Annotated in this window: 12 protein-coding genes; 3 read left to right on the top strand and 9 right to left on the bottom strand. The window is 47.3% G+C overall.

Going from position 1 to position 14,758, the window contains the following annotated elements:
* Positions 1 to 77: 77 nt before the first annotated feature.
* The 5 genes from KP014_RS08745 to KP014_RS08725 all read right to left on the bottom strand — a co-directional run bounded on the left by KP014_RS08745 (position 78) and on the right by KP014_RS08725 (position 6,274).
* Positions 78 to 1,067, bottom strand: a complete 990-nt coding sequence (locus KP014_RS08745; RefSeq protein WP_051500385.1) for a trypsin-like peptidase domain-containing protein — start codon at positions 1,065 to 1,067, stop codon at positions 78 to 80.
* Between the two features lie 18 nt (positions 1,068 to 1,085).
* The gene (locus KP014_RS08740) at positions 1,086 to 1,391 is read right to left on the bottom strand and encodes a hypothetical protein (RefSeq protein ID WP_036599642.1); all 306 of its coding nucleotides are present in this window, start codon (positions 1,389 to 1,391) and stop codon (positions 1,086 to 1,088) included.
* Between the two features lie 58 nt (positions 1,392 to 1,449).
* The gene (locus KP014_RS08735; protein WP_036599644.1) at positions 1,450 to 2,196 is read right to left on the bottom strand and encodes a hypothetical protein; all 747 of its coding nucleotides are present in this window, start codon (positions 2,194 to 2,196) and stop codon (positions 1,450 to 1,452) included.
* Between the two features lie 629 nt (positions 2,197 to 2,825).
* Positions 2,826 to 4,436 (bottom strand): response regulator, encoded by a 1,611-nt coding sequence (locus KP014_RS08730; RefSeq protein WP_036599646.1) that lies wholly within the window; start codon positions 4,434 to 4,436, stop codon positions 2,826 to 2,828.
* Positions 4,433 to 6,274, bottom strand: coding sequence for a cache domain-containing sensor histidine kinase (locus tag KP014_RS08725; protein ID WP_051500386.1), 1,842 nt, complete (start codon positions 6,272 to 6,274; stop codon positions 4,433 to 4,435). The genes KP014_RS08730 and KP014_RS08725 overlap by 4 nt, the downstream gene beginning before the upstream one ends.
* Before the next feature lie 150 nt (positions 6,275 to 6,424).
* Between KP014_RS08725 and KP014_RS08720 the strand changes: the two genes are divergently transcribed.
* The 3 genes from KP014_RS08720 to KP014_RS08710 all read left to right on the top strand — a co-directional run bounded on the left by KP014_RS08720 (position 6,425) and on the right by KP014_RS08710 (position 9,623).
* Positions 6,425 to 7,372, top strand: a complete 948-nt coding sequence (locus KP014_RS08720) for a carbohydrate ABC transporter permease (RefSeq protein ID WP_090834043.1) — start codon at positions 6,425 to 6,427, stop codon at positions 7,370 to 7,372.
* Positions 7,372 to 8,208, top strand: coding sequence for a carbohydrate ABC transporter permease (locus KP014_RS08715; protein WP_036599648.1), 837 nt, complete (start codon positions 7,372 to 7,374; stop codon positions 8,206 to 8,208). The genes KP014_RS08720 and KP014_RS08715 overlap by 1 nt, the downstream gene beginning before the upstream one ends.
* Positions 8,209 to 8,318: 110 nt before the next feature.
* Positions 8,319 to 9,623, top strand: coding sequence for an ABC transporter substrate-binding protein (locus tag KP014_RS08710; RefSeq protein ID WP_036599650.1), 1,305 nt, complete (start codon positions 8,319 to 8,321; stop codon positions 9,621 to 9,623).
* Positions 9,624 to 9,802: 179 nt separating this feature from the next.
* On the opposite strand, the gene KP014_RS08705 is transcribed toward KP014_RS08710, so the two are convergent.
* The 4 genes from KP014_RS08705 to KP014_RS08690 form a co-directional block, all read right to left on the bottom strand.
* Complete coding sequence (locus KP014_RS08705; RefSeq protein WP_425517278.1) at positions 9,803 to 11,455, bottom strand: ABC transporter permease; 1,653 nt, start codon at positions 11,453 to 11,455, stop codon at positions 9,803 to 9,805.
* Between the two features lie 75 nt (positions 11,456 to 11,530).
* Entirely contained in the window at positions 11,531 to 12,538 is a 1,008-nt protein-coding gene (locus KP014_RS08700; protein ID WP_036599654.1) for an ABC transporter ATP-binding protein, read from the bottom strand.
* 93 nt (positions 12,539 to 12,631) lie between these two features.
* Complete coding sequence (locus tag KP014_RS08695) at positions 12,632 to 13,759, bottom strand: extracellular solute-binding protein (RefSeq protein WP_090834060.1); 1,128 nt, start codon at positions 13,757 to 13,759, stop codon at positions 12,632 to 12,634.
* A gap of 29 nt (positions 13,760 to 13,788) precedes the next feature.
* Entirely contained in the window at positions 13,789 to 14,559 is a 771-nt protein-coding gene (locus KP014_RS08690) for an endonuclease/exonuclease/phosphatase family protein (RefSeq protein WP_036598240.1), read from the bottom strand.
* Between the last annotated feature and the right edge of the window lie 199 nt (positions 14,560 to 14,758).

The following is a 14,758-nucleotide window of genomic DNA, read 5'->3' as shown; positions in this document are numbered from 1 at the left end:
GGGCGGCGGCGGATGCATGGCCGTCTTTTTAAAATATGAATATATTAATTGTTAATTTTCAACACAAAAATACTATTTTACAATAAATTTTTAATTTTGTTTACTGGCACTGCAAAATTAATATTTGCAGCATTCTCGACGCCATTTGTAATTATGCCTATTAAATCACCATTTGTATTTATGACTGCACCACCACTACTGCCAAAGTAAACTGGAGCTGTTATTTGAATAAGATTTTTCTCAAATATTGTTCTATTTTGATTACTAATAATTCCTGTAGAGATTGTATTCATTAGCCCTAAAGGTGCGCTAATTGTTATTATCTCTTGTCCTGATTTTATTTTGGATGAATCACCTAATGAAATGTAGTCTAAGTTAGTCGAACTTACCTTCAATATGGCAATATCATACTCATCATTTTTATTTACTAAAATAGCTGTTAAGGTACTACTATCTGATAGAGTTACTTCGATTTTGTCAGCTTTTTGAATTACATGTAAACTGGTAACTACAAAACCTTTAGGTGATATAATAACTCCACTTCCATTGTCTAATTTATTCCCTTTTTGGTCGTAAGTTTTTACCATGACCATTTTTTTTCCGAGTAAATCTACATCCTCTAGTATATCCTTTTTGAATATATATAATATGTTGTTGGTAGAGTCGAAAATAGATTTAGGGAACATTATCTTAATAGTAGATGTTGCTATAAACAGTCTCCCATTAATCACCTTAGACAAGTCAGGTAAAACAGTTGTTTTTTCATTTAAGATAAGTACATCAGAATTGGCGGTTAGCTTTAATTTAATTTTTTCTTGTATAAAAAATATTTTGTTTTTATTGTCCCAATTGGTTTTATAATTTAAACATTTAAATATATCACTAGCTTTCAAATACACTTGGCCATCAATCTTAATATCACTGTGGGTACAGATTTCACCATCACTAAGCAATACAGCTACATTTGACTTCGTAGAGTGTAAATGACCTTCATGGGCTAAAGAAATTGTTTCAAATGATATAGAAACCAAGAAAAAAAAGGCGAATAAAACAATATACCTTTTCACAAAGATATCCCCCCTTTACTATTTTGATAATGCTTTTTCAGTAATTTTAATTGAACCACTATCAGTTGGATTCTCTATATATGTAATATCACGAGTGTTTGAATTATAGATCCATAAATCACCTTGAGGAGTTACTTCCGTATGAATGTAAGAGGATCCTCCGAGGTCTTTTAAATTTAAGGTGTAATTATCCAAAATATTTTTGTGATCACTCTTATCAAACTTAATAAACAGTGCAATGAGAAAAAACATACATCCAATCTGAATTAATAAAAGTATGATAATAATCAATGGTAACTTATTATCGGAGTTTAGATTTAACATCGCTAACATCTCCTTGTTGTAATAACGCCCCAAATTAATGGGGCGTTACCTTTAAAATTTAATTGGTATCCAATGACCACGAAGTAAAATTTGATTGAGCATCCTGATAGCTTCCAGTCCATGTCGCGTGTAAGTCCCCAGAAATGTTTCCGTACTGGTAAGTTGTGTAATTTCCATAAGTTTTATAGCCTGTTGTATAGTAGGTTCTGGAGTTATACGTTGAAGTTTCCGGTGGTCCGGTCCAAGTTGTCGTGGAGCTATAAGTTTTTGTCGCAGATGCAGACAAGGAACCTTGAACATTTGCACCAGCACCTGAAGGCATGCCTGCTTGAGCAGAATAGCTGCTAGACACAGTAAAAGAATAGTTATAGCCTAGTTGGACAGTTTGTCCTTTGGCAACAGAGATTACAAAATTAGCTGCCGTCGGATTATTCGTTGAAACAACTTGCTTTGAAGTAAAATAAGTTGAACCGGTATCGTACCAATGATAGTTTGCGACCGATAAATCGGCCGAACTAAGGATGTTTAGAGGAACCTCCGATTCAGTAACAACATCCTCAATATAAATATTATATTCTGGCTGGTTCGGATGTAATTCAATTGCCTGATCTAATATTTGTTCAACTTGAATAGTATTAACTTTACCTTTTGCTTTTTCTTTTATTTCCACATGAAAACGCTTGCTGTTTTTAGTAATTTCAAGGGAGTCGGAACTTACAACATCTTTTGGTGCAGCAAATGCTGATGCTGAAAATAAGGAAAAAAGCAGGACAACAAGAACAGAAATCCTTAAATAATTCCTCATAACTATACTATCCCTCCCAAATTTATATATGATAGCTGGCCAGCTTATCATAAGAGTTTAAATATGCCAACATCTGAGATTAAATGGGGAGTCTACCTCTTGCAAAAGCAAGAAGTAGAGGCTACCGGAACCAATACCAGCCGACCGACCAAAGTTACCTGGTATTGATTCTTAAAATTTCATCTTTTTAATTTCTTTTAATATGTTTAGTATAACATCAAATATTTGGTAATGTACATAGGAGATTCTGTCGGTTAGAGTCGATAAATGCCTAAATTTGCACTGAGGCAGTTTGACCGGTACTGTGATCAAGGAATTACCTTCAACTCTGGATTGTGCTCATCACCTTCCGCTTACAAGTTTTGGACAAACCTTTTAAGCATGAAAAAGACACTGATTTCAACGGGAGCTCCCTTAGTAATTTTTTTACCTTCAGTATAATTTTTCCATTAAAGAGAACCGCCGCCAGCAGTGTCCTTAGCGAGATACACTTTATGAGTTTTAATATGTGTTAAAGTAAACATGGACTTCATAGCTGCTATAATTCTTCAAAAGAAGTTTAAGTTGGACATAAGTTTCTTCTTGTATACAGAAACATCTCCACGCCGAAACGCATGCACAGACGCACTTCACTCCTCCTCCCGCTTCCGGAATTCTCGCGGCGTCTGTCCTGTCGCCTTCTTGAACACGCGGCTGAAATACTTCTCGTCTTCATAACCGACCAGTTCGGCAATCCGCGAAAGGCGCATCTCCGAGTTTTGCAGCAGTTCCTTAGCCTTGTCGATCCGCAAATTCGTTAAATAGTCGGACAGATTTTCACCTGTAACCTGCTTGAACTTGCGCGAGACGTTCTCCCGGCTGAGGAAGAAGCGATCGGCAATATGCTGCAGCGTAATCTCCTGCTGGTAATTCTTGTCCAGGTAATCCCGGATTTCCCGCATCATTCGGCTGTCAGAGCTGCGGGAAAGTTTGCTTTCGCCGACCATTGCTAACAGATACGCCTTAAGCCCTTCCCTCCAGCGTTCGATGGAGAAATTGCCGCTCTCATCCATACCGGCCGGGAAAGACGGTCCATCACTTAAAGCCTCCTCGCTGCCAGCCCATTCCTGTCTCCACTTGGTCAGCACATGCTTAAGCCGGTCCTCCCAAGCTTTAAGGCCGCTCATGGTCAGCGTTCCCGTTCCGGCAATCGAGTCGGTCCACTCCTCAAGACTTCGGACGATTTTCTCCGTATCCCCCGACAGCAGCGAGAGCCCAAGCTTCTCCAGCAGCCCAGCGTTCTTAACCCCTCCGTCCGGCGCCGCTTCGGGCCGATCCTTCCGGTACAAATGAATGCGGTTTCCAGTCTCTAGAAGATTACGCTTCGCGAGTCCCTCCCTCGCCTGCGAAAAAGCAACGCACAGCCGTTCCGGAAAGGGAAGGACCGTGCTTAGCCCGATATCGAGCGGAATGCCGTACGCCCGTTTTACCGACTCATTAATCTCTAGCAGCAGGCTCTCCGCCTCATCCACACCGTCCCAGAACAGCACGGCCACATCCGCGCCTTCATGCCAATAACGAAACGCAAAGCCCTGCTTCCGCGGGCTCACGATTTCATTGCAGACATTGGCCAGAACGAAAGATGTCAGCTGAATATCCCCCTGGAACCTTTGCAGCAGCTGTCCTCCCGAGGACTGAAGTGAAATGACGGCTGTCCGGCAGTGCTTGGCGTTCCTCGGAAGCCCGAGTTCCTCGAACAGCGCCTCTTCCAGGTCCTGAAAGGAGATGGTGCCGTTAACCAGATCCGAAAGCGTCTTATCCCAATACAACGGACGGAGAACGTTGAGTTGGATATTTTGACGAAAGGTCCGTTCCCGCTCCAGCTTCTCCTCCTTCCATTTCTGAAAGGCGCGTTCGGCGGCGGCGATCAGCTGCTTGCTGTTCAGCGGCTTAAGCAGATAATCGATTCCCCCGTAAACGATAGCCGGCTTGACGTAGTCAAAATCCTGATAGCCGCTGATTACGATGGTCTTCGTATAAGGAGAGTAGCGGTGCAGCCATTCCAGCAGCTCGGCGCCGTCCATGAGCGGCATCCGCATATCCGTAAACACGACCGCCGGCTGCTGCTCCAGAATGATTTTCATCGCTTCCTGGCCATTCGTGGCTTCGTATATATCGCGAACGTCGTATTTTTCCCATGGTACAAAATAGCGGATGGCTTCGCGCACATGTTTTTCATCGTCTACAATCAGTACTTTCATTCCGCTCTCTCTTCCTTCCTGCCGGCCGTATCATCCAGGGGTATAATTAAGACGACTTCCACTCCGTATTCGCCGGCTTGAATCAGGAGCTGCGACCTTTCGCTGATCTGAAGCCGAAGTCTCGCGAGCACGTTGCGGAGTCCGATCCCATCCTCCCCGCTGTGCTCCGTCCGTTCAAGACATTCCCTCACTTTTTTCAGGCGCACGTCCGGAATGCCCTTGCCGTTATCCCGGACCATGATGATCAGCCGGCCATTCGCATCCAGCTTGCCTGAAATGGTGATCACTCCATCTTTAATCCCGTCGCGGAAACCGTGCTTGAATATGTTCTCGACCAATGGCTGCAGGATCATTTTCGGCACGAAAATGCCGCTTGCTCTTTCCTCAATATCGACATCCATCCGCAAATTCTCCTCGCCGAAGCGCTCCCTTTGCAGAGCTGCATAATTTTGCACATGCTCAATTTCGTCTTGAAGCGTCACCTGATTCCCATCCGTCGTCATGGAATACCGCATCATGCTGCCCAAGGAATAAATGAGATCATATATTTTCGGAGCGTTATACCTCAGGGACAGAGTGGCGATCGACTGCAGCGCGTTGTACAGAAAATGGGGATTGACCTGGGCCTGCAGCATCTTCAGTTGGCTGGTCTTATTGGCGATTTCCAGCCGATATTCCTGAAGGATCAAGTCGTTGATCGTACGAGTCATATCGGTAATCTTGCGGGCCAGCACCCCGAACTCATCCTCGCGCACCAAATCGACGGAAGCGTCAAGCTGTCCGATTTGCACCTTCTGTGTATAAGAAATCAGCTTCTTGATCGGTCTTGTAAAGCCGATGGAGATCAAGATGCCCGCAATTCCCGCGATAATCAGAAAAAGCACGCCGATTCCAGTGTTGATGCGGCTAATGGTACGTGCGTCTCTGTACAGGTCCTCATAGGGCACCAGCTTAATAATATTGCCTTTAAAAATAGCCGAGTCAATATGCCTATACATAATAATACCCTTAAACTCCTTATTATTCCATGAAAAATGGCCGCTGCTTGCTCCCTGCGGAAGCTTGCTCCAGCCTGCTTCAATCGGCTTGCCGATCCATTTGCCGCCCGAAGCATACAGGACCTTTCCCTGCTCATCCACAATATAGAGACGCTCGGTGTCCGAGTTGTACATCGACTTGGCTATTGCTTCCAGCTCAGTCAGACGGAAGTCGAGCGACAGATCGGCAATAACTTCGTGGCTGGGCGTCCGGTAGATTGGATAATGAGCGCTGAACACCGGCGTCGCTCCCGCTTTGAAGTTCGGAAATCCCGACTTCATGCCGTATTGATGATCCATATGCGTCGCTTCCACGAAAGGCCGGACCGAGCCGCCCTGATTAGGAAGAGGCGTATACCGGGGATTGTACTCCCTGCGGAACTGCCCCTGCAGCAGCGTGTTGGATTGTTTGTTAGCCCTTACATAAAGATGGATCTGAAAAATATTCCGGTCGGACAGGAAGAGATTGTACAATTGGGTGGACACGATGTTGCGGTTATCCGGCTGAACGGTCCCTTTTGGAAGCGCATTCGGATTCTTGACTGATAGAATGGAGGTATAGAACGAGCTCTGTACATTGATCCCGCTGTATATGCTCAGCGCACGCTGGTCGATTCCCTGAAAATAATTATCCAGGTTGGCCGCCCCGAGCGCCAGCAGCTTGCGGTTCTGGCCTACGGACTGCTCAGTTACCGATTGCTTCGTGTACAGATACGAGAATATGACCGAGACGCCCGCCGGAATGACGGCGGCCAGCAGCACAAGCGCCATCAGCCGGTTGCGGATGCTGTGTTTGAACATGTGTCTTATTCCCCCTTGGCTCTTCCGCCTTGCCTGCCCAAGCAGCAATATAATCCACCTTAACCGTCATCAAATTGAGTGTTGACGGCTCTCCGGTCTACCTATAATGAAGGTGTAAGGCAATGATACTACGTAAAAAGGAGATCCGCCATGAGAAAAGCGCTGGGCATTCAAAAGGGCTGGGAACAGTCCGTAAATAGGAAATCCGCTGTGAGACACGCTCTGGGTATTCAAAAAGGCTGGGGGCAGCAGATTGTATTTTTAGGTCCATGTCTGATTTTCTTTCTGACGATTGTGATCACCCCTTTCATTCTTGGATTTTACTACTCTTCGACCAACTGGAACGGGCTGGACCTCGACAAAGCGGTATGGACAGGCTCGGCCAACTGGAGCCGCATTCTGCATGACGACAACTTCTGGCACTCGCTGTACTTCACGCTTCGCTTCACCGTCGTTTCTGTTGTAATCGCTAACATTTTAGCGCTTCTGCTGGCCTTTGTGCTGATGGCGTCGCTTAAGACCAAGAAAGTGCTTCGGACCGTCTTCTTTATGCCCAATGTCATCGGCGGCATCCTGCTCGGCTACATTTGGCAGTTCATCTTCACCAAAGGCTTCGCCACGATCGGCGACCTGACGAACATTCCCTTTTTCACCCTTCCATGGCTTGGAACGCCAAATACCGGTTTCTGGGGACTCGTAATCGTATTCGTGTGGCAGACCGCAGGTTATATGATGGTCATCTACATCGCGTCTCTCGCCGGCATTCCGAAGGATTTGATCGAGGCAGCCAAGATTGACGGCGCGCGCCCTTATCAGCTTTTTAAAAGCGTTTACGTGCCCCTTATCATGCCGGCGATCACGATTTGCCTGTTCCTTACGACCTCCAATGCGTTCAAAATGTTCGACCTTAACCTGTCGCTGACCAAAGGCGGACCGGGAACCTCGACGCAGTCGCTGGCTTATAACATTTATTCGGAAGCGCTGATTAATAACCGTTACGGGCTGGGAACCGCCAAAGCGCTGCTGTTCTTCGCCGCCGTTTCGATCATAACGGTTACGCAGGTTATCATTACCAAGCGCAAGGAGGTATCCGCATAATGAACGTTAGCACATACAAGTCCAAAACCTTCATTCTCGAAATTTTCGCTGTCCTGCTCGCGGTCCTGTTTCTAGCGCCCTTCTATCTGGTGCTGACGAACTCGGTGAAGACCCTGAAGGAAATTTTGCTGGACGCCGCCTCGTTCCCCCAGCTTTTTCACTGGAGCAACTACAGTAGTGTGTGGAAAGCGATCGATTTCCCGCAAGCGTTTATGAACTCCCTGCAAATTACGGTGCTCAGCGTAGTATTCATTGTCCTGTTCAGCTCGATGGCCGCCTACCAAATCGTAAGAAGACCTTCGAAGTTCAATTCTTTTGTCTTTCTGCTGCTGGTCTCGGCTATGATCATTCCTTTTCAATCGCTGATGCTCCAGCTTGTAAGGGTTACCAGTCTGCTTGAGCTGCGCGGAGAATTGTATGGGATCGTCGCCTGTTATCTCGGTTTCGGCATGCCGCTGTCGGTCTTCCTCTTCCATGGCTTCATCAAAACCGTACCCCTTGAGCTGGAAGAAGCAGCCCGGGTGGACGGCTCCAATCCGTACGGCGTCTTTTTCCGGATCGTCTTTCCGCTGCTGATGCCGATCATCGTCACCGTTGTTATCCTGAACACGCTGTGGATTTGGAACGACTACCTTCTGCCCGTTCTGATTATCGGAGGCAACAAGGATTTAACCACACTGCCTCTTGCCGTCACCAAATTTTTCGGTCAATATACTAAGAAATGGGATCTCGCCCTGGCAGGTCTGGTTATGGCTATCACCCCGATCCTGCTGTTCTTCCTCAGTCTGCAAAGGTATATCGTAGAGGGGGTAACCGCCGGTTCCGTTAAAGGCTGACATGCCAACAACAATATCCACCTTTTCAGACAAAATATTAAGTGTTGGCCCGCGTCACATTGCATTACGATCATAATGTAAACACTTACAAAACACGGGGAGGCAGTAAAATGAAGAAACGGTTCGCATTTCTAATCGCAATCGTTTGCGTCCTTATTATTGGGGGTTGCGGCAACGGGGGCAACAATAATTCCGCCGCCGAGGGCACGAACAGCGGCACATCAGGGACCGCGGCTCCTGCGGCATCGGAAGCGCCCAAAAAAGATGTAACAATCAAAGTGTTCCAGTTCAAAGTAGAGATCGCCGAGCAAATCAATGCGCTTGCCGAAGAATATCAGAAAGAGACCGGAGTCAAGGTTGAAGTGGAAACCCATGGCGGCGGCGAAGACTACGGCGCGCTGCTGAAAGCTGAAATCGCTTCCGGTTCCGAGCCTGAAATCTTCAACAACGGCGGTTTCGCTGCACTCGTCCCTTACATGGACCGGGCAACCGACCTGTCGGACCAGCCTTGGGTAAGCAGCTTGATTGAAACCTCCAAGATTCCTACAACCGTGGACGGCAAACTGTACGGCCTGCCAATGAACGTGGAAGGCTATGGTCTGATCTACAACAAGGACCTGTTCACTAAAGCAGGCATCACCGAAGAACCGAAGACGCTGCCGCAGCTTAAAGAAGCCGTTGACAAGCTGAAAGCCGCCGGAATCACCCCTTTTGAAGCTACCAATGAATGGTGGTCGCTGGGTATTCACCTTGTGAATGTGGCGATGGCCAACCAGCCCGATCCGGCCGCGTACATCGAGGATTTGAAAGCGGGCAAACAAACGATCAAGGGCAATGAAGTATTCAAGCAATGGCTGGATCTTGTGGATGTTATCTTTAACAACGCCCAAGACAATAAAGTGACTACCGACTATGCAACCCAAGTCGCCGATTTCGCTTCAGGCAAAGCGGCCATGATGCTCCAAGGCAACTGGACGCAAGGCGATATCGACAAGATTGATCCTGCACTGAAGCTTGGTCTGCTGCCGCTTCCGATTAACGACAAGGAAGGTCACATCTACGTCGGCGTGCCGAACAACTGGATAGTGAACAGCAAATCGGCCCACCCGGAAGAAGCCAAAGCGTTTCTTAACTGGATGGTCACCTCGGAAACCGGCAAGAAATATTTGACCAAAGATTTCAAATTCATTCCGGCCCTGTCCGACATTCCGACCACCGCTGAAGATATCGGCCAAGTCGCCGTAGCCGTACAAGATCAATCTAAGACAGCTCTGAGCTGGAACTGGGATAGATTCCCGGATGGCGTAACTCAAGGCTTCGGTGCAGCAATGCAGGAATATATGGGCGGCCAGATCAATCGCGATCAGCTGCTTGATAAGCTGGATAAAGCCGTTCAAGACATCGTAAAACAATAATAAGACCTGTAGGCCTCATCATTAAAAATGGCGAGCCTCCTTGCAGCAGCCGTTCAGGATAAAGATCTGAACAGCCGGCTAAGGAGGCTCGCTTTATAATATGCCGGCTTATCCTGTTTTGCTTAGGCCGGCTTGGGGCTGTACGCATTTTTCGTGTTTCGCAGAAATATGCGAACTCTTCATCCGCGGCTCTTTCTTCCGTATACACCATACAGCGTAATCGCGGACATCACCATCAGGATTACGGAATACACCAGAGTTAACGCCTGAGTGTCGGCCAGCGCCTGCGCATCGGTGCTATTTTTGATTACAACACCCAGGGGCTGGTATAACGGATGATACAGAAATACTGTAAGATCGTAATCTGCAAGAATGCCATTGAAATTGAGAGCCAGGACAGCCAAGGTAGAGGGAAGAATAATCGGCAGCAGCACCCTTCTGAACGAATAGAAGGAACGGGCTCCCAAATTCTTGGCGGCGTCTTCCAGATTGCTGTCAATACTGAAAAAAGATGCCTTCACCATCCTGAGCGTAAATGGAATATGAACGATTACATAGGCGATAAGCAGCAGCCAGAGCGTACCCAGCAGCACAGCATTGCCCAAAATCGGCTTGGGTGTGTCAAAGGTGACAATCAGGCCGATGGCAATCAGCGTAGAGGGCAGCATCCAGGGAATCAGCAATGAATACTCCAGCACACGGCTCCATATATTCCCATACTTATGCAAGATTCGCGATGCCATCAATGACAGCACGACTACGGCCAACGAAGCCGCCGCCGCATAGCAGATGCTGACCAGATACGGCTTGAACGCGGCCATATTTGAAAATACGGTGATGTAATTGTCCAGCGTAAATACGCCGGGAGACAGCGTGGCAGTAGTAATACTCCGAGCATCTGTAAATGAAAACAAAATAATGAGCAAAACAGGGATGGTATAGACGACAAACAGGATATACGCGGCGATGTGAACCAGTATGCTGCCAAGTCTGTTGTTTATTTTTTGTTTCACCAGCGTGGACTTTACTTTGGATACCGACATGAAGTTCCCGTTTTTCTCAAACCGGATCATCAGAGTCAGAAGCAGCAGCGTGGCCACTCCAAGAATAAGAGCCAGAAGAGCCGCCAAATCCTTGGAGGTTACGCTTCTCGCAAAGGTAAGAATCATGGGCGTAATGGTCTGGAATTCCGTCCCTCCCAAAATCAGCGGCGCCGATGTCGCCCCGAGTCCGGTAAGAAAAAGCAAAATGGTCAGCGCAAAAATCGTCGGCTTCAGCACCGGCAACACTACACGCCTAAGTATATAAAAGGTGGAGGCTCCCATATTTTTCGCCGCTTCAACGGTTTGAAAATCCAGCTTTCGGAGCGCATTGGTCAAGAAGATGACATGATTGGATGTGCAGGCAAATGTCATGACAAACAGTACCGCCCCATACCCGTGAAACCAATTGACATCAAAACCGGGGAACAGAAAGGACAGAAGCTTGGTTATGAAGCCGGATTCCCCGTATACAAATTTATACCCGGACACAAGTACGACACCGCTGTAAACCAGCGTAGTGAAATAGCCGAGCTTTAGAACTTTAGCACCCTTAATGTCAAAATACTCCGTAACCAGAACCAAAAAAATGCCGGCTGCATTGACCGTAACGATTAGTGATCCGGCAAGGATGAAGCTGTTATACAAGCTGTTCATCGCCCGTTCGGACGATATTAATTTATGCACCGCATCCAGCGAGAACTTGCCGCCTCCAAAGAAAATCTCGTAATACACGTTAAGATTGGGATAAATCAGAAAAGTGACGATAAACCAGCCAAGAAAAGCAAACATGAGACAGGCCGTAAGATTGACAGACGATAAGGCGGATCTGAGTTTAGGCATATTCATTGATAGTCCTCCTTTCGTCTAATACTGCAAAATATCTTTGACATTGATATTAACCTCAACTTCGTCTCCTACCACGCGGAAGTTAAGGCTGTTTGCGGTTTCCACACATTTGAGCGTTCCGTAACCGGCGGTCTCAATCGTATATTTGGTGTATACTCCGTAGAATTCCTGCTCCACAATTCTTCCTTTAAGCGCAACTGCAGTTTCACTATCCGGAAAAGGCTGCAGGCTGACTTTTTCATTACGGATATAAACTTTCTTGTTCGGATCTACCCAAGGCTTTAACGGCCCTTCGGTAATAACGGGGTCCAAAAGATTGCTGCTCCCAATAAAGTTGCAGACGAACTCGGTCGCCGAATGGTTATAAATCTCCTGCGGCGTCCCTACCTGCTCGGCAGCGCCCTGATGAAACACTGCGATCCGGTCCGAAAGAGTCAGCGCTTCCTCCTGGTCATGAGTAACATAAATCGTGGTGATGCCAAATTTCTTCTGCAGACTCTTCAGTTCGTTGCGCAGTTGCACCCGAAGCTTGGCGTCCAGATTGGACAAAGGCTCGTCCAATACCAGAATGCTGGGTTTAAGCACAAGCGCTCTGGCAATGGCTACCCGCTGCTGTTGTCCGCCGGACAATTCGGACACTTTCTTGAAGAGCTGCTCCTCGCTTAAATCGACTTTTTGCGCAATATCGCGGACTTCTATATCCAGACGGGAGGAGGGGATTTTCTTGACACGCAGCCCGAAGGCGATATTCTCGTATACGTTCAAAGTCGGAAACAGCGCATAGCTCTGAAATACCATGCTGATTCCTCTCTTTTCAATCGGAACATTCGTAATGTCCTGACTTCCCAGCAAAATTTGCCCGCTTGTAGGCTTGATAAATCCGACCAGACTGCGTAGAATCGTTGTCTTTCCGCAGCCGGACGGTCCTAGAAACGTAAAAAATTCGCCTTCTCTAATATGCAGATTCAGCTTTGGAATTACCGAAACGTTACCGAGTTGAATATGAATGTCTTTAAATGTGATCATATAGGCTCCTGCACTTTTGTATTGGTCTTACGTAAACGCAAACTGCGCATCGAATGCTCAAATGCGCAGTTTGCCGAAACTTTGTTTTTGCCGTTATTTTAACACTTGCAGCTCGATTTTCTCGGCCCAGTTGTCAATATTCTCGGCTATAAACGCCCAATCCAGCGTTTGCGTCTTTATGGAGGCATACAGTTTTTTCATATCTTCACTAGCCTGCTCTGCAGCTTTAGTGTTGGCCGGCATCGAGTTAAACTCTTTGGCGAATTCACCCTGCGTTTCGGCGCTTCCCAACCAGTTGATGAAGCGTTCGGCGGTCGCCCGCTTCTTCGTCCCTTTTACAATTGCCGTCTGCTCAACAATGACCGGAACACCGATCTCCGGTGAAGCAATGCCCGACTTAACGCCATATTGCTTCTCTTTGGATGCCAATACCCCTGATACCAAGGCTCCAATGGGCGTTTGGCCGCTGGCCAGCTTGGAGTAGAAGTCTTCGCCTTCCACAGCGGGAACACCATTGTCATAGAACTTCTTGATCTCAGCCCAGCCTTCATCCGAAATACCGTATTCACCGCTTGGGTCCTGGTATCGCGTCAGAATCCCCGATACAACGATCCGCGGAGTAACCTGGCCAAGCAAGGTAGGCGCTTCGTACAAACCGTGGTATTCAGCTTTGTTCCACAGATCAGTCCAATCCTTAGGCGCCGTCTCCGAAGTGAATTTCTCGGGATTATAGGCCAGCAGAATTGCCTGCTTCACCAAACTGTGGTAGTAGCCGTCGGGATCATTCAGCCCCTCTTCGATCTCTCCCGCCCACTCCGGAGTGAAGGGCTCCAGCACATCGTTCTTCGTCAGAATTTCGTACAGCATGGAATTCAATCCAAATACTACGTCGGCGATAGGATTGTTCTTCTCAGCGATCAGGCGATTGGTCAGATCGGCGCCGCCCGCGCCCACAATCTCAATTTCGAATCCGGCCGCTTTTGCCTTCTCAATCAGCCATTCGCCTCTGCCGTCCGAATTGGAATTGGTGTAGACGATCAATTTCTCATTGGCGGCTTCCGGGCTGCTCTGCGCCCCGCTTTGCCCGCCGGTCTCTGCCGGAGCCGGAGAAGCGGCTTCTCCATTCGCCGCTTCACTGGCGGGAGAATTTCCGTTCCCGCAGGCCGCCAGCAACAAACAAAACATAAAGATCAACAACAGGTTAACCGATTTTTTCATAATCCTTATATTCCCCTTTTCTTTCATTGATTTTACTTTGCAGCCAGGATTTCCACCGTAACAGTTACGGGAAAATGATCGGAAGGGTACTTTCTGTCAAAGCTGTCAACAACCGTCCGCAGAGACAAGACATCGGCATGCCGACTAGTCAGGATATAGTCGATCTGCTTCAGTTCATTCCAAGGCATGCTGTAATCAAAATTTGAAAAAGTGCCTGCCGGGCCATAGGGAGCCGTTCTTGAGATCAACCTCGCGTCCCGCAGATTTTCGCATAATTTTTGGTAACAGCGTTCTTCCCGGCCAGCATTAAAGTCGCCTGTTACGATTACCGGAACATCTGAAGCATACGAGCGAATCCAGTCGACAATCAGTTTCGCCCCTTGGAATCTGGCTTCTTCACTGATATGGTCCAGATGGGTATTGATAAATACGATGATCTGCCCGGTTCTAAGGTCGCGTAATTTCGCCCAGGTGCATATGCGGGGGCAATCTGCTCCCCATGATTTAGAGGGCTTGCCAGGAAACAAAGAAAGCCAGAACGTTCCTCCATCTTCCTTCTCAAAAATATCCTTTCGAAAAAAAATCGGACAATGTTCGCCGTCCCCTCCTCCGTCACGCCCCTCCCCCTCATAATGGTATCCGGAGAGACGGGTCAATTCGGTTAGCTGATTTCCACAGACCTCCTGCAGGCCGATGATGTCCCAAGAATAATAATTGAGCATCTCCAGAAGATTCGTCTTGCGGTATTCCCAGCCGTTCACTCCATCCCCGGCATTATCAAAGCGGATATTAAACGAAGCCATACGGTAACGGGCCGGATATTGAGTAGGGATCTGCTCTGATATATCTTTCTCCTCCTTCTTTGTCGAACTTACCACCTAATTTATTTTGGGCTCAGAATATTATTTAAATTGTCGATATTTGTTTTTTAAAGATTAATTCATTGATTTACTCCACAAAAAAGAAGCCTCCCATAAGTTCTTCGAACTCATGAGAGGCTTC

Source organism: Paenibacillus sophorae, assembly GCF_018966525.1.
Taxonomy (GTDB): domain Bacteria; phylum Bacillota; class Bacilli; order Paenibacillales; family Paenibacillaceae; genus Paenibacillus_AQ; species Paenibacillus_AQ sophorae.
This window is presented reverse-complemented; position numbering and strand designations above follow the sequence as displayed.